At 28.5% G+C, this 19,761-nt stretch carries 16 protein-coding genes and 2 pseudogenes; 9 read left to right on the forward strand and 9 right to left on the reverse strand.

Annotated elements, in window-relative coordinates; translation table 11 throughout:
• Window positions 1–4: 4 nt before the first annotated feature.
• Window positions 5–946, forward strand: a pseudogene (locus CVOLT_RS08040) (ankyrin repeat domain-containing protein); the annotation flags it as partial.
• 621 nt (window positions 947–1,567) lie between these two features.
• Window positions 1,568–2,905, forward strand: a pseudogene (locus tag CVOLT_RS08045) (BspA family leucine-rich repeat surface protein); the annotation flags it as partial.
• Between the two features lie 219 nt (window positions 2,906–3,124).
• Here CVOLT_RS08045 and dnaE read toward each other — a convergent pair.
• Window positions 3,125–6,715, reverse strand: a complete 3,591-nt coding sequence (gene dnaE, locus CVOLT_RS04400) for a DNA polymerase III subunit alpha (RefSeq protein WP_039665610.1) — start codon at window positions 6,713–6,715, stop codon at window positions 3,125–3,127.
• A gap of 100 nt (window positions 6,716–6,815) precedes the next feature.
• Between dnaE and CVOLT_RS08105 the strand changes: the two genes are divergently transcribed.
• Window positions 6,816–7,055 carry a SelT/SelW/SelH family (seleno)protein gene (locus CVOLT_RS08105; RefSeq protein ID WP_257719630.1) on the forward strand — a complete coding sequence of 80 codons (240 nt, stop codon included), beginning with the start codon at window positions 6,816–6,818 and terminating at the stop codon, window positions 7,053–7,055.
• A gap of 18 nt (window positions 7,056–7,073) precedes the next feature.
• Here the strand turns inward: CVOLT_RS08105 and CVOLT_RS04410 are convergent, their stop codons facing one another.
• From CVOLT_RS04410 to CVOLT_RS04430, 6 genes are read right to left on the reverse strand one after another with little or no spacing between them, the layout of a single operon-like run.
• Complete coding sequence (locus CVOLT_RS04410; protein ID WP_039665611.1) at window positions 7,074–7,643, reverse strand: 4-methyl-5(beta-hydroxyethyl)-thiazole monophosphate synthesis protein; 570 nt, start codon at window positions 7,641–7,643, stop codon at window positions 7,074–7,076.
• A gap of 9 nt (window positions 7,644–7,652) precedes the next feature.
• Window positions 7,653–8,525 (reverse strand): N-carbamoylputrescine amidohydrolase, encoded by an 873-nt coding sequence (locus CVOLT_RS04415; RefSeq protein ID WP_039665612.1) that lies wholly within the window; start codon window positions 8,523–8,525, stop codon window positions 7,653–7,655.
• Window positions 8,485–9,408 carry a cation diffusion facilitator family transporter gene (locus CVOLT_RS04420; RefSeq protein ID WP_039665613.1) on the reverse strand — a complete coding sequence of 308 codons (924 nt, stop codon included), beginning with the start codon at window positions 9,406–9,408 and terminating at the stop codon, window positions 8,485–8,487. The genes CVOLT_RS04415 and CVOLT_RS04420 overlap by 41 nt, the downstream gene beginning before the upstream one ends.
• Window positions 9,405–10,382: an agmatine deiminase gene (locus tag CVOLT_RS04425; protein WP_039665614.1), complete on the reverse strand. Its 978-nt coding sequence runs from the start codon at window positions 10,380–10,382 to the stop codon at window positions 9,405–9,407. The genes CVOLT_RS04420 and CVOLT_RS04425 overlap by 4 nt, the downstream gene beginning before the upstream one ends.
• A gap of 55 nt (window positions 10,383–10,437) precedes the next feature.
• Window positions 10,438–10,725, reverse strand: coding sequence for a hypothetical protein (locus tag CVOLT_RS07925; RefSeq protein WP_039665615.1), 288 nt, complete (start codon window positions 10,723–10,725; stop codon window positions 10,438–10,440).
• Window positions 10,725–11,321, reverse strand: coding sequence for an MBL fold metallo-hydrolase (locus tag CVOLT_RS04430; protein WP_039665616.1), 597 nt, complete (start codon window positions 11,319–11,321; stop codon window positions 10,725–10,727). The genes CVOLT_RS07925 and CVOLT_RS04430 overlap by 1 nt, the downstream gene beginning before the upstream one ends.
• Window positions 11,322–11,386: 65 nt before the next feature.
• Between CVOLT_RS04430 and CVOLT_RS04435 the strand changes: the two genes are divergently transcribed.
• From CVOLT_RS04435 to CVOLT_RS04455, 5 genes are read left to right on the forward strand one after another with little or no spacing between them, the layout of a single operon-like run.
• Window positions 11,387–12,118: an NAD+ synthase gene (locus tag CVOLT_RS04435; RefSeq protein ID WP_039665617.1), complete on the forward strand. Its 732-nt coding sequence runs from the start codon at window positions 11,387–11,389 to the stop codon at window positions 12,116–12,118.
• Window positions 12,115–13,017: a tetraacyldisaccharide 4'-kinase gene (locus CVOLT_RS04440; protein WP_039665618.1), complete on the forward strand. Its 903-nt coding sequence runs from the start codon at window positions 12,115–12,117 to the stop codon at window positions 13,015–13,017. Before CVOLT_RS04435 ends, CVOLT_RS04440 begins: the two co-directional genes overlap by 4 nt.
• A gap of 9 nt (window positions 13,018–13,026) precedes the next feature.
• On the forward strand, window positions 13,027–14,433 hold the full coding sequence (thrC, locus tag CVOLT_RS04445; protein WP_039665619.1) for a threonine synthase: 1,407 nt from the start codon (window positions 13,027–13,029) through the stop codon (window positions 14,431–14,433).
• On the forward strand, window positions 14,430–15,158 hold the full coding sequence (kdsB, locus tag CVOLT_RS04450) for a 3-deoxy-manno-octulosonate cytidylyltransferase (protein ID WP_039665620.1): 729 nt from the start codon (window positions 14,430–14,432) through the stop codon (window positions 15,156–15,158). The genes thrC and kdsB overlap by 4 nt, the downstream gene beginning before the upstream one ends.
• Window positions 15,155–15,919, forward strand: a complete 765-nt coding sequence (locus tag CVOLT_RS04455) for a transporter substrate-binding domain-containing protein (protein WP_039665621.1) — start codon at window positions 15,155–15,157, stop codon at window positions 15,917–15,919. The genes kdsB and CVOLT_RS04455 overlap by 4 nt, the downstream gene beginning before the upstream one ends.
• Here the strand turns inward: CVOLT_RS04455 and CVOLT_RS04460 are convergent.
• Complete coding sequence (locus CVOLT_RS04460; protein ID WP_039665622.1) at window positions 15,916–16,695, reverse strand: amino acid ABC transporter permease; 780 nt, start codon at window positions 16,693–16,695, stop codon at window positions 15,916–15,918. The genes CVOLT_RS04455 and CVOLT_RS04460 overlap by 4 nt on opposite strands.
• Window positions 16,696–16,810: 115 nt before the next feature.
• Here CVOLT_RS04460 and dsbD point away from each other — a divergent pair, with 115 nt between their 5' ends.
• The gene (dsbD, locus tag CVOLT_RS04465; RefSeq protein ID WP_039665623.1) at window positions 16,811–18,502 is read left to right on the forward strand and encodes a protein-disulfide reductase DsbD; all 1,692 of its coding nucleotides are present in this window, start codon (window positions 16,811–16,813) and stop codon (window positions 18,500–18,502) included.
• Between the two features lie 3 nt (window positions 18,503–18,505).
• On the opposite strand, the gene CVOLT_RS04470 is transcribed toward dsbD, so the two are convergent.
• Window positions 18,506–19,681 (reverse strand): type II NADH dehydrogenase, encoded by a 1,176-nt coding sequence (locus CVOLT_RS04470; protein ID WP_039665624.1) that lies wholly within the window; start codon window positions 19,679–19,681, stop codon window positions 18,506–18,508.
• Between the last annotated feature and the right edge of the window lie 80 nt (window positions 19,682–19,761).

A 19,761-nucleotide genomic window follows, 5' to 3' on the forward strand; every position in this document is an offset into this window, starting at 1 on the left:
AACAATGAAAAAACTAGAAGATATCAAAGCTATGAGCTATCAAGAAAAAGATGAATTAGAAGATTTAGTTCTTGAAATTATAGATAATAATGATTTAGTTAAGCTAAAAGATATTTTAAAGGATTATCCTGTAAAAATATCTTGTTATGAGCTTAATATTAAAGATGAGGATGGAGACTTTCCTTTATTTGATCCTTTTAATCTAATAATAAGAGCTGCACATGCTTGTGAAGATAATAATAATGATTTTTCTATTTTAGATTATTTATTTGATGAGTATGGATTAAGTTTAAAAGATCCTAAATATAACTTTGCTTTTCATGATATGAAATATATCAAAGAAGCTAATGAAAAATACATCTTAATGAAAGAAGTAGAAGATGATCCTTGTATTTATCAAAACGCTCTAATCTATGATTATATACTCAATGCTGATAATCCAAATTCTCAAATCATACAGTATCTAGTAAATCGTGGAGCTAAATTTGAAGTGCATGATAAGGGATATTCCGGTAGGACTCCTATGCATTTTTGGGCTAGACAAAATAATTATGAATTATTAGAACTAGCTATAAAAGGAGGAGCTAATGTAGATATGCAAACTTTTAGCAAATTAAGAAAATGTAACAATGAAACTCTTTTATTTGAAGCTGTAGAAGAAGCAGAAACTTATAAGGTTACAAAGCTTTTAATCAAACTTGGAGCTAATGTGAATTTTGCTACCCCAGATACTCCTTTAGATATTGCAAAAGGATCTAGAAATAAAAAGCTTTTAAAAGATGCAGGAGCAATGACTTCAGAGCAAATTATAAAAAATTTTAATTTACCAGCATATGATTCTTCTCATTGCGAAATTGATGGAAAAACTGACTTTGATTTATTAGGTAAATATCATGATGAATACTCCAAGCTTTTAAACGATGCCATAAAAAAATCCAAGGAGAATGGAGAAAAAAAAGATGTAAATAAAGTTTCAACACAAGAAACTACAATAATTTTAGGAAAAACTCCTAAAGAGCTTATAGATGCTGTGCAAAATTTTAAAGTTTTAAAAGCTTTAAATTTATTACAAAATGGCGCTATTAAAAGCATCGACAAAGACATTTTAAAAATATGTGATGATGCTATAAATGAGTTAATCGATAAAGTTGTAGTAGATTCTAACAAAGGTAAAAATATAGGAGATGGTATTTATATAGAATTTAGTGAATTTATTTGCATTGATTATAATAATGATGGTTATAAAGATTATAGCAAGAGCGTAAGGAAAGAACTTAAAAAAAGCAGTCTTTACGAACTAAGAAAGATTTTAGAAGATATTATAAAAGGTAAAAGCATAGAAAGCACTTTGCGCGATTGTGCTTTTTATGATAAAAAAGGTAAATTTAAACCAAAACATCCAAATCTTTGCTATATTCCATTTAATCTTTTTGAATTAAAAATATTAGTAGAGATGGAATTTATATCTTTAGGGCAAATTGATTTAAGTTACATAAAAGACCTAAATCAACTTTTTGCTAGTTATTCTATGGAAATCATTCATTTGCATACAAATAGGAAAGATTTTAGCGGGATAGAGTCTTGGGATGTGAGCCAAATCAAATACATGAATGGACTTTTTAAAGGATTAAAAGATTTTAATGCAAACTTAAGCAAGTGGAAAGTTACAAATGTAAAAGATTTTGAAGAGATGTTTTGTGATTGTGAGTCTTTTAAAAGTGATTTATCTAAATGGAAACCAAAAAAAGCTGAAAACATCAATTCTATGTTTCATGGAGCAAAATCTTTTGACTGCGATTTAAGCGAATGGAATCTACCAAGCGAATTAGTAGAACAATCAAACAATATATTTAGCGACTGCTCTTTACAAAATAATCCACCTTCATGGTATAAAGCAGTATTTGATATGGATAATCCAAGCTATGAATTATTATGTAAGCTTGTTAAGGCGCGTGATTATAAGCAGGCTAAGATTATTTTAGAAAAAATAATTCCTTTGCAAAATGAACAATACAGACATATCACTCAGCTTTGTTTTTATGTACCAAAAGGAACGACAAGCAATGCAATGCCAGATGAGGATTTTTTTAGTACTCTTGTAAAAAATGCAAAATCTCAAGGCTTTCATATTCCTATTAGTGATGAAGTGATGCATACTTGTTTGCGTTTTGATAAACTAGAATATGCTAAATTTCTTAGAACATTAGGCTATAAAGTAGTAATTACTAAAGAAAACAAATTTGGTTTATCTGTTGCATTAAAACATAAGTTGAGCACAGAAAACAAAAATATTTTAGAATTTATCTTGGATAATCTTGATAGTAAAATCGATACTACATTTTTTGAAAATATTAGACTTAATCAAACGCCTAATATAAGATTTTGCGATGCAGATGATGAAACACTTGATTTTTTCTTTCAAGAATTAATAAAGCGTTATCCTAAAGAGATGCTTGATGAAAAACTACTAGTTATGTTTGTGCATAGCGATCTTATTTATTTACTTTTTAAACATGGATTAAAAATAGATTTAAAAAATATACCATATGATCTAAATATAGTAGGAAGGTATTACTTAGCGCCGATTCAGAAAATGCTCGCTTATGAAGTAAAGGGAAGAGTATCAAGATTTTTACAGCTTTTAAGACATAATTTATTGCGTGCAGATTCTATTATAGAATATCATACTGGAGTAAAAGCCCCTGCGTTGCTTATTTTTTTAGATAATTTTAAGGATAGATTAGACCTTGATGGTAAAGAATACCCAATAAAAGACATTTTAATAGAATTTGCAAGTCATAATGTAGATATACAAAAGCTTGGAACTTTTTATGATAAAGATTTTTATGAAATTTTAAAATCAAGCGAATATAAACAAGAAATATTGAAAATTTTTAAAAAATAAATATATAAATATTTAATAAACAAAAATGGTTTTTTATATATTTTAGTTATCTTAAAATTCTGCCTTAATAAATAAAATAATTAAATTTTAACTAAAAAATATATAAAAACCTTTTTTGAGACATTTTATAAGATAACTTCGTGATTTTTTAAAATGGCATTGAATTTTATCAACTTAAATTTGCATAAAATCTCATATAAAATATTTTTATTTAAATACTTAAGTTTTGCATTTTTGAGAAATTTCTTCAAAAGCCTCTTTAGAAATCACAAAACCTGTATGATAAAGCAAACAACTACCCACATCTAATACTTTCAAAACTAATTTTTTATTATTAGTATCTTTTGGATTGTGTTTAGAATTTGCTAAAGAATAAATCTCATAAACCATATCTTTACTAAGCTTATTTATATCAAGCTCTATAATATTTTCTTCAAATTTAGCAGGTTCTTGAGTGTATTCTTCTTTTGCTTCTTTTTTTTGAAAATTTTTCTTTTTATTGAAAGATTTAATCTCATTTTCCTTGGCTTCTTCTAAAGTATAAATTTCATTTAAACTAAAGCTTAGATCATTGTCATTGTTTTTATATCGAAGTAAAAATGCAAATGCTTGTTCTTTTTTTTCTTTGAAAATATTTTCTACTTTTTCTACCTGAGCTTCAAAAATAATCATTTCAAAAGAAGAATAAAGATCTAAAATTTCTGCTTTAGCATATCTTTTTCCACTTTTGCTCATCATAGATTTAAAATCTTCAATTTTACCAATGGTTAAAATTTCACCCTCACCTTTTAATTCTTCAAAATCTATACTTTTGTAATACTCTATACCTTCCATTTGAGAAGAAAATTTATCCAAAGGATGGCCTGATACATAAATTCCAAGCATTTCTTTTTCATATCCAAGTTTTTCCATCAAATCAAATTCGTTTTTATTTTCTCGAATTTCTACCTTAATATCTCCTGCAATCTCATCTTCTCCAAAAAGCGAAGCAGTAGAATTTCGCTTAACTTCGGCAATTTTTTTACTTGTTTCAGAAATAAGTTCAAGATTATCAATTAAACATTTTCTTGTATAGCCAAATTCATCAAAAGCGCCTGATTTTGCTAAATTTTCTATGGTTTTTTTATTAATTTTGCTTGGATCAATTAAGCTTATAAAATCATTAAAATCACTAAAACCACTCTCTTTACGGATAGCCATGATATTTTCTATAGCAGGAATTCCCACACTTTTTATAGCTCCAAGTCCATAAATAATCGCTTCAGAGCCATCTTCAAGCTTAATAGCACTAAATTCTCTTTGAGCTTTGTTGATATTTGGAGGCAAAAGCTTGATATTCATTCTTTTCATTTCTTCGATATATTTTGCTATTTTATCTACATTGCTTTCTTCGCTAGTTAAAAGTGCAGCCATAAATTCACTCGGATAATAAGTCTTTAAAAAAGCTGTTTGAAAAGTAATGAGTGCATATGCTGCAGAGTGAGATTTGTTAAAACCATACTCAGCAAATTTCAAAATAAGCTCAAACAAATCATCAGCTTTTTTCTCATCATATCCTTGTTTTTTAGCTCCTTCTAGGTATTCAGCTTTAAGATTATCTAAAATTTCTCTTTTTTTCTTACCCATAGCACGACGCACATTATCAGCTCCTCCTAAAGAAAAACCGCCTATTTTTTGCACAATCTGCATAACTTGCTCTTGATAAACTATAACTCCATAAGTATTTTCAAGTATAGGTTTTAAATCATCAAATGCATATGTTGCAGCTTTTCTACCATGCTTAATCTCGATAAAATCATCCACCATTCCACTATCAAGCGGGCCTGGTCTATACAAAGCTAAAACCGCAATTAAGTCTTCAAATCTTTCAGGTTTTAATCTAGCATTTAAGCTTTGCATACCTCCTGATTCTATTTGAAAAATTCCTAAAGTATTTCCACTTTGTATGGTTTTATAAACCTTAGGATCATTTACATCTATTTTTTCCCAAATGACATCTTTGTTGTATCTTTTTTTGATAAGCTTGATCGCATTATCAATCACCGTTAAAGTTTTAAGTCCTAAAAAGTCAAATTTGATTAAATCTACATCTTCTAAATACTCTTTAGAATACTGCGTAACCAAATGTCTTTCATCGTTTTTGCTTTGTCTAAAGAGTGGAGCTTTATTCCACAAAGCTTCATTAGATATCACAACTCCTGCTGCGTGCATACCCGCATTTCTATTTAACCCTTCTAGTGCCTTAGCAAAATCCCAAACTTGATGTCCTTTTGGATGAGAATTTATAAATTCAGCTATTTTTGGCTCTTGCTCATAAGCTTTTTCTAATGTGATCTTTAGCTCTTCAGGGACTAATTTTGCTAAAGCATCAGCATCAGGTATGCTCATATCACAAACCCTAGCTACATCTCTAATCACCCCTTTTGCTAAAAGCTTACCAAAGGTAATCACTTGTGCTACTTTTTCAGCTCCGTATTTATCGATAACATAATCAATCACTTCCCCTCTTCTATCTTGACAAAAATCCACATCAATATCAGGCATAGATACACGCTCAGGATTTAAAAATCTCTCAAAAAGAAGATTATAAGGTATAGGATCTAAATCTGTAATTTTTAAACAATATGATACCAAGCTTCCTGCTGCACTTCCACGACCTGGCCCCACTGGTATATCTTTTTCCTTGGCTGCTGCGATAAAATCATGAACTATTAGCATATAGCCTGAAAATTTCATATTTTTGATAATGTTAATTTCTAAATCAAGCCTAGCTTTGTATTCTTCATGCTTACTCTCATCAATAAATCGAAGTCTTTCTTCCAAACCTTTTTTGCAAAGATACTCAAAAACTATATCATCATTATCAAAGCTAAATTCTCTATCTTCAACTAAATTGAGATTATATTTACTAGCATATTCTTTTGTAAATTTAAAATTTGGAGGAGTTGGATCTCCTAGTTTTAATTCTAAATTGCATTTATTTGCAATTTCTTGAGTATTTTCAATGGCTTCAGGGATATCTGCAAAAAGCTCGCTCATTTGCTCTGGCGTTTTTACATAAAATTCATGCACTTCATGTCTTAAACGCCCTGGATCATCAAGCTTAACACCCATAGCTATACACATAAACACTTCATGCGCAGCTGCTCTTTCTTTAAAAGTATAATGCGTATCATTAGTAGCTATGATTTTTATATCAAGTTCTTTAGAAAGCTTTATAATAGACTCATCAATAAATTTTTGATCATCAATCCCATGACGCATTATCTCAAGATAAAAATCATCTCCAAAAACTTTTTTATACCATAAAGCTGCTTCTTTTGCTCCTTCATAGCCTTTTGCGCCAAATTTGATATTTCTTTCATTTTTTGTATTTAAATGCCAATTTACCTCTCCTTGTAAGCATGCTGAAGAGCAAATCAAACCTTCGCTATGTTTTTCTAAGAGCTTTTTATTAATCCTTGGGTAATAATACAAACCATGGATATAACTTTGAGAACTTAAAAACATTAAATTTTTATAGCCAATTTCATTTTTAGCAAATAAACAAATATGAAAGCGTTGTCTTGAGCTTTTATCGCTTAAATCATCGTGATTATGCAAATATGCTTCAAGGCCTATAATAGGCTTTATCCCTTCAGCTTTCATAGTTTTATAAAAATCAATCGCACCAAACATATTACCATGATCAGTCATAGCAACACTAGTTGCCCCTTGTGCTTTTAAGGTTTTAGCAAGTTCTTTAAGTTTATTTGCTCCGTCTAATAAAGAATATTCTGTATGTAAATGTAAATGCGTAAATTGGCTCATACTATCCCTTAATAATTTTTCGTAATTATAAAAAAAATCTTTAAATTTAAAATAATTGGATAAAAAATGTATAATATCACACTTAAAAAAGGAGTAAAAAATGGAAGTAAAAATTTATTATTGTAATTTTTGAAACTACAAACCACAAGCTGCAAGGGTTGCAGAAGAAATACAAAATGAGTTCAAAAATGCACAAATTTCTACCATAGAAAAAGGTGGAGGACATTTTATCGTTGAAGTAAATGGTAAAATCATTTATTCAAAAAAAGATTTATTTAATTGCGAAGTGGATAGATTTCCCCATGAAGGAGAAATCACTCAGCTAATCAAAACGATGTAATCTCTCAAATTTGAGAGATTATTTTGTAAGCGAGACAAGCATACCTTCATAAAGTTTTTCATAAATTTCTACCGAACACAAGTGTTTAGCAAGCTCTAAGCCAAACAATATCGCCGTAGCAGGTCCTGCTGAAGTGATGACATTTTCATTTACCACAACAGCTTTAGAAACTCTAACTCCATCAATACCACTTTCACATCCTGGATAACAAGCAAATTCTCCATTAATCACCCCTGCTTTAGCCAATACTATAGGCGAAGCACAAATTGCTGCTACTATTTTTTTATCCGTATGAAGATCTTGGATGATTTTTATAATGGTTGGGTTATTTTTAAGATTCATCATTCCTTCAAATCCACCAGCCATAGCAATGGCGTCTAAATTTTTAGCATCGATCTTAGCTAGCGTCGTATCTGCTTTAATGCAAATTCCATTTGCTCCTTCAACTATAAGCTCATCATCTAAAGAAGCGATGATAAGCTCTAAATTTCCACTCATTTTAGCTGCTCTTTTTAAAACATCAGCTATGCCTATAAATTCAGCCTCTTCAAAACCCTTTGCAAGGGGTATTAACACTTTTTTAGTCATTTTACTCCTTTAATCAATAAATCTCTTAGTCAAATCATTATAAAATTCTATGCGTCTATCGCGTAAAAATGGCCACCATCTACGCACATTTTCACATCTTTGCATATTTATATCCACTATTTTACAAAGTTCATTTTCATTATCTGCCATAAAAAGTTCTTCGCCTTGTGCTCCAAAAACAAAAGAATTTCCCCAAAATCTTATGCCATCTTCTACGCCACTTTCATCTTTTTCAAAACCTACTCTATTTATACTCACAACAGGCAAGCCATTTGCTATGGCGTGAGCTCTTTGTATATTGATCCAAGCATTTAATTGTCTTTGTTTTTCTTCTTTGTCATCTTTATCAAACCAACCAATAGCCGTAGGATATATCAAAATTTGCGCACCTTTTAAAGCCATAATCCTAGCAGCTTCAGGATACCACTGATCCCAACATACCAAAACTCCAAGCTTACCAAGACTTGTTTTTATAGGCTCAAAACCCAAATCACCTTGTGTAAAATAAAATTTCTCATAAAAACAAGGATCATCAGGTATATGCATCTTGCGATACTTTCCTGCTAACTTTCCATCTTTTTCAAAAACTACACTTGTATTATGATAAAGCCCCGCACTTCTTTTTTCAAACAAAGAAGTAACCAAAACTATCTCATTTTCCCTAGCTACTTCTGACCAAAAATTTATATCTTTTTCATAATCATTTGCCAAATCAAAAAAATCCACATTTTCACTCTGGCAAAAATACTGAGTTTGATGAAGCTCTTGCAAACATACAAGCTCGGCATTTTCTTTTTTAGCTTGTTTTATAAATTCACAAGTTTTATTTATAGTATCTTTTTTATTTTGATGAAATTTTTGCTGTATCAAAGCTACTTTCATTTTTTACCCTTTCTTCTTCAGAATCATCATATGGATCAAGATGAATTTGTATATCCCACTTATCATCTTTATAGTTTTTTCTAATCTCATCTTCTATATCATCAGCTATTTTATGTGCATTTAGTAAAGAAATTATAGGACAAAACACTAAATGCACACTAAGATATTTTTTATCAGGACTTTGACGCGTTTTTAATTGATGGAAACTAATGATTTCAGGATGTTTTTGTATGCAAACTTGTATCCAATCTACCACTTCTTTATCCAAAGCTTTATCCATTAAAAATTCTAAGCTTTTTTTGATAATCTTAAACGAAGAAAAAGCTATATAAAAGCTTACCAATATCCCAAAAATAGCATCAATAATATAAAATTGTGTAAAATAAATAATCACCAAAGCTAATAATGTAAAGAAATTTGTCAAAACATCGCTTTTATAATGCAAACAATCAGACTCTACAATCAAACTTTGAGTTTTTTTAGCCACATAAGATAAAAATAACACCAAAATAAAAGTCACCACTAAGGCAAATACCATAACATAAATGCCTAAATTTAGATTATCAACCCTTTCTTGATGGTAAATTTTTACTATACTTTCATAAAAAATATAAACACCTATAATAAAAATCACAAAACCTTCAAGCAATCCCATTAAAGCTTCTATTTTGGAATAACCAAAATTATATTGATTGTTTGATTTTTGAGAAGCTTTTTTTAGTGCTAAAAAATTCAAAATAGAAATAACAAAATCCACCAAAGAATCAATCGCACTAGCAAGTATAGCTACTGATCCTGTAGTAAAACCAATCACAAATTTCACAATAGCTAAAAAAATAGCACAAATACTAGCACTAATAGTTGCAATTTTGGCTAAATTCATCTTAATCCTTGATAGCGATTTTGACAAGAACAATGCAAAGATCCATTTTGCCTTAAAAACACCCTTGCATCAACGCCAATTACCTCTCGATCTTTACAAGCTTTTTGTAAAGCATTAATGATAATACTATCGTTTGTGTCATTATAAGTTGGGACTATTAAAGCATTATTGATAAAAACAAAATTTGCATAAGTAGCTCCAAGTCTTTTATCATTATAATAAATAGGCTTTGGTAAAGGTAAAGGTAAAAGGTTAAATTTAGTTTTTTTAAGCTCATTTTCCATAGCTTTTAAAGCTTCATAGTGCTCATCGTTTTCATCTTCGCAAATACAATATGCTATGGTATTTTCATTTATAAACCGTGCTAAAGTATCCACATGAGAGTCTGTGTCATCGCCTTTTATAAAGCCATTTTCAAGCCATATAATTTCTTTCAATCCAAAAATATCTTTTAATTTTTTTTCAATTTGTGCTTGATTAAAGTGCAAATTTCTATTTTCATTTAAAAGGCAAGTGGTGGTAGTAAGCATAACTCCATCACCATTAAAATCAATGCTTCCACCTTCTAAAATAAAATCTATTTTTTCTAATTTTCCTTGTAGTTTATTGTTAAAAAGTTTAGAATTTACAGCATTATCTAAAGAGCTTTGAAATTTATCCCCCCAAGCATTAAAGGTAAAATCAAGTCCTATGAGTTTTTCATCTTCATAAACATCAATAGCACCAAAATCTCTAATCCAAGTATCATTAGTTTCACACTGAAAAAAATCTACATTTTCAATGCTTTTAAATCTTGCAAAATCACTTTCACCAGGCGCGATTAATAACACTTTTTGAAATCTAGCCACAGCTTTTATAAATTCTTCATAACTTTGTAAAATTTCTTCTAAATAAGGCTTCCAATCAGTATCCTTATGAGGCAAAGAAAGTAAAAGTAATTCTTGCTTATGCCATTCAGCTATGCTTTTTCTCATTATAATACCCTTTTTGATAATTAAAAAGGTATTTTAGCATTTTAATTGTAGTTTTTTACTCTTTTTTTAAAATCCAAGCAAAATACCAAAGTCCAAAAGAAACAACCAAAATAGCAAATAATTTCACATCATAAACATCAAAGCCCATATATAAAATAGAATACATAAAGCCAAAACCACCCACATAAATGCAAATTTTACTCATAAAGCCACTCTCAACAGCTTTAAAACAAGGACATTTATGAAAAAATTTCTTTTTTTCTTGTGTTTTTTTGGGTCTAAAAAAACTTAAAATTGCACTCAAAATCAACAGAAAACATAAAAAATATAAAACATTTTGCATTAAAAATACCTAAGCCACGCTGGTATAGCATTTTGCTCTTCTTTTAAACTGGTTTTTTGACCATGACCTGGTAAAAGTTCATAATCTTTTTCATAATTTAAAACTTTTAATAAACTTTCTTTCATTAAATTAGCATCAGAATATGGAAAATCCCATCTTCCTATACTCCTATAAAATAAAAAATCACCGCTAAAAAGCACATCTTTACCACACAATTCTATCATGCAACATCCTGGAGTATGCCCTGGAAAATAATGAAATTTGAAAACAAACTCATCAATTTTTATCTCATTTTCATTTTCAATCAAAACATCTGCAAAAGAATGCTCAAAACCATAATTAAAAGGATCTTGCAACATAAAAGCATCATTTTTATGGATATAAATTGGAATATGATAAGCATTTTTTACCTTAGCATTATCAAATACATGATCATAATGACCATGGGTATTTAAAATCGCAAGAGGATTTTTAGCATTTTCTTTTATAAAATCCAAAGCATTTTCACCTGGATCGATGATGATTTGCTTATTATCATAATCAACAATATAACAATTTGTCTCATAAGGACCACAAGGACATTTTAAAATACGCATATAAACTTCCTTTTAACTAAATCAAAATATAATTTACTAAATTTAATTTAATACTAAGATTTTTTATGAATTATACAAAATTACAAGAATTATTAATCAATTTTATAAAAAAACAAGCCGGAAATAAAAATTTAGTCCTAGGATTAAGTGGTGGGATAGATTCTGCTTTGGTGGCTCATCTTTGCAAGATGGCAGTAAATGAAAGACTTTTTACACTTTTAATGCCTACAAAAAATTCTAATAAACAAAATTTAGACGATGCATTAAAACTTTGTAAAACATTGCAAATCCATCATGAGATTATTTATATTGATGAAATTTTACAAAGCTTTGAAAAGGTAAGCAAAGATTTAAATTTAATACGCAAAGGAAATTTCACAGCAAGAATTCGTATGAGTTTATTGTATGATTATTCTGCTTTAAAAAATGCCTTAGTCGTAGGCACTTCAAACAAAAGTGAATTAATGCTTGGCTATGGAACTATTTATGGAGATTTAGCTTGTGCTTTTAATCCTTTAGCTACTCTTTATAAAAGCGAAATTTTTGAATTTGCTAAATTTATAGGTGTGCATGAAAATTTTATCAATAAAGCTCCTAGCGCTGATCTTTGGCCAAATCAAAGCGATGAAAACGATCTTGGTTATGCCTATAAACAATTAGATGAAGTTTTAAAAGCTATAGAAAATAATGAAAATTTAGATCATTTTGATGAAAATTTAAAAAATTTAGTTTTAAAACGCATAAAAGAAAATGCTTTTAAAAGAAAACTTCCCACTACACTAGAAAGCATTATATGACTTGGCTTGATAAGTATTTTTTTAAACCTAGCTTTTATCAAAAACTGTTAGCATTTTTGCTTTTACCCTTTAGTTTTTTATATACTTTAATAGCCATTTTAAATACCAAATTTAAAAAAGAAGTGCAATTTAGCATACCCATTATAAGTGTAGGAAATTTAACCATAGGTGGAAATGGAAAAACCCCAATTTGCAAAGCTATTGCAGCTGAATTTGAAAAAAATTTCATCATTTTAAGAGGTTATAAACGAAAAAGCAAAGGACTTATAGTTGTTAAACACAATCATCAAATTTTATGCGATATAAGCAAAAGTGGCGATGAAGCTATGGAATATGCGTTAAATAAAGAATGTTTTGGTGTTATAGTAAGTGAAGATAGGATTTTAGGTATAAAAAAGGCTATTGAATTAGGTGCTAAAATAGTTATTTTAGATGATGCATTTTCTAAATTTCATATTAAAAAATTTGATATTTTGCTTTTTGGAAAAGAAAAGCCTTATTTTAATTTCACCTTGCCAAGCGGGGCTTATCGTTTGCCAAAAATTTATGAAAAAAAAGCTGATTTTATCACCTATGAAGGAAAAGATTTTACGCGTTATTCTTATGTAAAAGAAAACCAAAAAGCTATTTTAATCACTTCCATAGCTAAGCCTTTTAGATTATACGAGCATTTTATCAAAGCTAGGGCTTGTTATTTTTTTGCTGATCACTATGCTTTTAGCAAAGAAGAGCTTGAAACGCTTTTAAAAAAACATCATTGTGATACTTTAATGCTAACTTTTAAAGATTATGTAAAGGTGAAAGATTTTGGTTTTAAAACAGAGCTTATAAAATTAGAAATTGTTTTAAATGAAAATTTCAAAGAGCGTTTAAAAGCTTATGTAAAAGAATTTAACTAAAGGATTATAATGTTATTACATTCTACTCAAGATATTACCCAAACTTCAAGTTTTTCAAATGCTTTATTAAATCCAAGTGCTCCAAATAACGCACTTTATGCTCCTTTAAATTTACCACGATTAAATCCTGAAAATCTAAAAAATTTAAACTACAAAGAACTTGCTTTAAAAATCATTGGTGCATTTGATTTTGACATCAATTTGCAAATTTTTCAAAAGGCTTTAGAAGTTTATGATAATTTTGATGATAAAAATTGTCCCATCAATATCACAAAAATCAATGAAAATTTATATATCAATGAACTATATCATGGGCCAACTAGAGCTTTTAAAGATATGGCTTTACAACCTTTTGGAGTGCTTTTAGAGTATTTAAAAAAAGATGATTTTTATTTAATCATGTGCGCAACAAGCGGTGATACAGGCCCAGCTACTCTAAAAAGTTTTGAAAATAAAAAAAATATCAAAGTAGTTTGCATTTATCCAAATGATGGCACAAGCAAAACCCAAGCTTTGCAAATGATTCATTCTAAAGCTTGTAATTTAAAATCTATTGCTATAAAAGGAAATTTTGATGATGCGCAAAATGCACTAAAAACACTTTTAAATGATGAAGAATTTAAAGCTGTATTAAAAAAAGAAAACATCCACTTAAGTGCGGCTAATTCTGTTAATTTTGGAAGAATACTTTTTCAAATTATTTATCATTATTATGCAAGTTTAAAATTAGATAAAAATTTAGATATTATCATTCCAAGTGGAAATTTTGGCGATGCTTTGGGTGCGTATTATGCTAAAAAAATGGGAGCAAAAATTTCAAAAATTAAAATCGCTTCTAATAGCAATAATATTTTGAGTGAATTTTTTAATAGCGGAAGGTATGATTTAAGAACAAAAACTCTCCAAAAAACTATCTCTCCAGCTATGGACATACTTATATCTTCTAATATAGAAAGATTGCTTTTTGATAAATTTAAAGATCAAAGAACCAAAGAATTAATGCTAAATTTGAAAAATGAAAAATTTTATGAACTTAATTTTGAAGAATTAAAGCTTTTGCAAGAAGATTTTGAAGCTGATTTTTGCACCGATGAAGAATGTATGCATTATATAAAGCAATACCAAGATTATCTTTTAGATCCGCATACTTGCACTTGTTTTAAAATGCTAGATTCAAATACCCCTACTCTAATAACCTCTACTGCACAATGGAGCAAATTTACACCAAGTATGTATAAAGCTTTGTTTAATAAGGAATGTTTAGATGAAAAAAAAGCAATGCAAGAAATTGCTAATCAATTTAATCAAAACATTCATCCTAACATAGCTTGTTTATTTGAACAAGAAGATATAAAGGTAAAAACTTATAAGATTGATGATTTAAAACAAACCATTATAGATTGGATTAAACAATGATTATTATACCAGCAAGATTAAAATCAACCCGATTTGAAAATAAAATATTATGTGATATAAATGGCCTTCCTATGTTTATTTATACAGCTAAAAAAATGCAAGAACTTGATGAAGTTTGCGTAGCTGTAGATGATGAAGAGATTTTAGAATTAGCACAAAAATACAACATAAAAGCGGTTTTAACAAGTAAAAATCACGAAAGTGGCACAGATAGAATCAATCAAGCTTGTGAAATTTTAAATTTAAACCAAGAAGAAATCATCATCAATGTCCAAGCTGATGAGCCTTTTATAGAAACACAAAATATAAAAAAATTTAAAGAATTTAGCCAAGAAGCTTTTGAAAAAAATGAAGCTTTTATGACAAGTTGTTATAAAAATATAAAAGACTTAGCAAGCACTCAAGATCCAAATTTGGTTAAGGTGGTTATAGATTGTAATGATTTTGCTTTATATTTTTCAAGATCTAAAATTCCTTTTGAGAGGGCAAGTTATAAAGAAAATTTCAAAGCACATTTAGGAATTTATGCTTATAAGGTAAAAAATCTAAAAGAATTTTGTGCTTTAAAAAATTCAGCTCTTGAAGAGTGTGAAAAATTAGAACAATTAAGAGCTTTAGAAAATGGTAAAAAAATTAAAATGCTATTAATTCAAACCCAAAGTATAGGTATAGATACCAAAGAAGATTATAAAAAAGCTTTAAATTTTTTAAAAGGATTAAAATGAAAAAAATTATTTTATTGTTTATCTTAGCCTTTTGTCTTAACGCTAAAGATTTAACAGTAGGAATGGAACTAGCTTATCCTCCTTTTGAAATGAGTGATAATGCAGGAAATCCAAGTGGAATAAGTGTGGATTTTTTAAAAGAATTTGCTAAAGAAAATAACTACACTTTAAAAATTCAAAATATAGCTTGGGATGGACTCATACCAGCCCTTAAAAGTAAAAAAATAGACTTGATTATGTCTTCCATGAGTATTAGCGAGCAAAGACAAAAAGTGCTTGATTTTACCGTGCCTTATGCAAAAGCAAATCTAGCCATTTTAAGTGCTAAAAAATCAAACATAAACTCCATTAATGATTTAAATCAAAAAGGAAAAATCATAGCTTTAAAAAGAGGTACTAGTGCGCATATTTATGCCCAAAAACATCTTAAAAACGCAAAAATTTTAGTTTTTGATAAAGAAAATGCTGCAATTTTAGAAGTAGTTCAAGCAAAAGCTGATGGTTTTATATATGATCAAATGAGTATTTACAAAGCATGGAAAAAAAATCCTGAGCAAACTAAAGCCATTTTCACTCCTTTTGAAGAAAAACCAGAACAATGGGCAATAGCTCTAAACAAAGACAATGCAAAATTAAAACAAGAGCTTGATAAATTTATACAAAAATCAAAAGAAAATGGTTTTTTTGATTTCTTAGCTCAAAAATATTTAAAAGATATACAAGATATTTTTAAAGAGCAAAATCTTGAATTTTTCTTCTAAGAAAGCTTTTTTTCAAGCTTTCTTGAAAAAATAGATATAGGTAAAGTCAATACCAAATAACAAAGTGCTAAAGGAATATAAATTTCTAAAGTGGAAAAAGTAAAAGCGTTGATTTCTTGAGCATTTTGAGTAAGTTCTGAAATGGCTATTACGCTTAAAAGAGAGCTATCTTTTATAAGATTGCTTAATTGACCACTAAGCGGAGCTAGGACACTTTTTAAAGCTTGTGGGAAAATCACGCTTTTATAAATTTCAAATTCACTAAGCCCTAAAGCCTTGGCACTTTCATATTGAATTTTATGCACACTTAAAATTCCTGCTCTAAAAATTTCACAAATATAAGCACTAGAAAAAAGAGCTAGGATTAATACCCCGCATACATAACGATTATCAAGTCCTAAGCTATCTGCAAAAATATAATAAATCAAAAGCACTTGCACCAATAAAGGAGTGCCTCTAATAAGCTCTATATAAACTCTTGCAAACATATTTAAAATCACTATTTTACAAAGACTCATATAACACAAAATCAAAGCAAAAATCACACCTATTATCAAAGATAATAAGCTAATTATAAAAGTAGTAAAAAATCCAAAAATCATTTTATCTTTGTATTCTAAAATAGCTAGAAAATCAAAATTATAAGTAGCATTTAAAAAGATAAAATAAAAAAACGAAAACATAATAAAAGCTAACATAAAAGCATTGATGATAAAAATTTTAAAATTTAAGCTTTTTCTTTCGTTAAATTGATGATTTAATATAAAAAAATTCAATCGTTTCCTTGTTGTTAAAAAATAATTTTACTGATTTATTTAGGAGAAATATTAACTTAAATTTACCACAAATAAGTAAAATAAAGTCTTTTATTTAAGATAATTAAGGAAAAAAATGCGTTTTTTGCTAGTATTTTTATTTTTTATAAATTTTCTTTTTTCTAATGAAGTTTTAAAACTTGATGAAGCATTTAAACTCAATGTCTATTCAAACAATCAAGGATTTTTTTTAAAAATCAATCTAGCCGATAGAATTTATCTTTATAAAGATCAAACAAAGCTTATGCTTGATTCTAAAGACATCACTTCTTTGCTTAATTTTCCAAAAACTTCTCAAAGAGAAAATAAAGAAGTTATTTTTAATCAACTTGAACTTTTTATACCTAAATTATTACTTGATGATTTTGTTAAAACAGACAAAGCAAAACTTAGCTTAGCTTATCAAGGGTGTTCTGAAGATGGTTTATGCTATCGCCCTGTGTATGTTGATTATGAAATTTATAAACAAAATAATAGCTATCAAATTAGCTCTATTAAAGATCAATTTAAAAATATAAGCGAAGATGAGCAAATTGCTATAAATTTAAGTAAAGACAATGTTTTCATAACTTTAATCACATTTTTTGGATATGGCTTGTTATTATCTTTAACCCCTTGTATTTTACCTATGATTCCTATACTTTCATCTTTAATTGCAATGAAACTAAAAAATAATCCATCTAAAAAACACAGCTTTTATCTTTCTTTTGTTTATGTATTTTTTATGTCTTTAGCTTATGCTATAGCTGGAGCCTTGGTGGGGCTTTTAGGAGCTAATGTACAAGGTTTATTACAGCAAACTTGGATCATTATCACTTTTGCTGGAATTTTCATTTTACTCTCACTTTCCATGTTTGGACTTTATGAATTACAACTTCCTTTAAAATTTCAAAACTATATAAACAAAAAAATACAAGGGAAAAATGGTTTTATAGGTGTTGCAATTATGGGATTTTTATCTGCTTTAATAGTAGGACCTTGTGTTGCTGCACCTTTAGCTGGAGCTTTGCTCTATATCACAAAAAGTGCAGATGTGTTTTTAGGAGCTTTATCATTATTTATAATGAGTTTTGGTATGGGCGTGCCTTTGCTTTTGCTAGGTCTTGGAGGGGGATTTTTAAAAAGCGGTGCTTGGATGCTTAAAATAAAATTGTTATTTGGCTTTTTAATGCTTGCTATGGCCATTTGGATGCTAGAAAGAATTTTAAATGCGCAAATCATTTTAATGTTATATGGGGTATTAGGGGTATTTTTTGCTTGTTTTATGGGACTTTTTGATGAAGTAAAAAATAATTTTGATAAATTTAAAAAAGCAAGTATGATTTTAGTTTTATGCTATAGCTTAAGTCTTATTTTAGGTGGCTCCATGGGCTCAAAAAGTTTATTAAAACCTTTAAATTTTTCCACTACTATAGAGCAAAATTTGCCAAGTTTAAATTTCAAAAAAATTACAAATTTAGAAGAATTAAATAAAGAATTGCAAAATTCTAACAAACCTGTGATGTTGGATTTTACTGCTATTTGGTGTGAAAATTGCAAGCTTTTAGAAGAATATACTTTTAAAGATCAAAGTGTGCAAAATTTATTGAGCAACTATACACTTTTGCAAATTGATATTACTAATAACACTAAAGAAGATTTAGAAGTGATGAAAAAATTCAATGTTTTTGGGCCACCTGTGATGATATTTTTTAAAGACTCTCAAGAATTAGGACGCATTGTAGGCTATGTAGATGCTAAAGAATTTATAACAAAGGTTCCTCAATAATTTTTATCTAAAAAAGCCTTTAATGCCTTCAAGCTGGTATTGCCATAATTTTTCTATAAAAATTTTAAGCTTTATGGCTATTTTACCACTAATTGTTTTGTGCAATATAGTCCCTATGGCATAATCTTTACCTATAGAACATATAGTATTTCCACTTATAAATTTAAATTCTTTTTCAAATTTTTCTTCTTTGATTAGCTTTGTTAAGGCTTTTGCTGCGTAAGCACCTTGTCTTAAAGCTAGTTGGGCTGTTGGAGGATAAGGGGTGTTAGTTTGTGGGTTTTTACAAATGCTATTATCCCCTATAAAAAAATATCTATGAGAATCTTTAATATTTAGCGGATGTAAAAATTCATCCACTTCTATGCGAGATCTTACACTAGGAAAATCAAGACTATTTTCAATCACACGATTCCCCCTTATACCTGCTGTCCAAACTATGGTATTTGCTTTAATAGATGTTTGATCTTCTAATAAAATTTCATTTTCTTTACATTCTATAATTTTAGATTTTTCATATACTTTTATGCCAAATTTTTCTAATTCGCTTTTAGCTTTTTGGGATATTTTTTTCTCAAACATTGGTAAAATATGATCCATAGCTTCTATAATACAAAGCTGTATTTTTTGATAATCAACACCCTCTTTTTGACAAAAATTTATAAGCTCTTTAGCTAAAGATGATACAAATTCAACTCCACTCAAACCACCGCCACAAACTGCTATTTTTAAATCATCTTCATTTTGAGAACTTTTATAATTTTTAATTTTTTTATAAATTTCTTCATTAACCTTTAAAGCATTTTCGTAATTATCTATACTCAAAGCGTATTTTTGCATACCTTTAATGCCAAAAGTTTCCTTTTCAAACCCCAATCCACAAACTAAAATATCAAATTCATACTCGCCATTTTTAGCATAAACTTTGTCTTTAGAAATTTTAATAACTTCATCTTGTATAAAATCAATCTTTGAATTTAACAAAGGTAAAATGTCAAATTTAGGCCCTAAAACATCTTCGCCAGAAGCCACTTTATGAAGTAAAATCGTATGATAATGATAAGAATTGTTATTGATCAAACTAACTTGTGCATTTTCAAAAAATTCATCTTTTAAAGCTTTGATAGTAGATAAACAAGCATAACCAGCACCTAAAAATAAAATTTTTTTCTTTTGCACGCAAAATCCTTTGTAGTTTGATAAAAAAATAATTAATTTTTTGGCATAATGGTATAATTTTTTATCTTAAAGAATTTTTT

The organism is Campylobacter volucris, assembly GCF_008245045.1.
In the GTDB taxonomy this organism is placed as follows: Bacteria; Campylobacterota; Campylobacteria; order Campylobacterales; family Campylobacteraceae; genus Campylobacter_D; species Campylobacter_D volucris.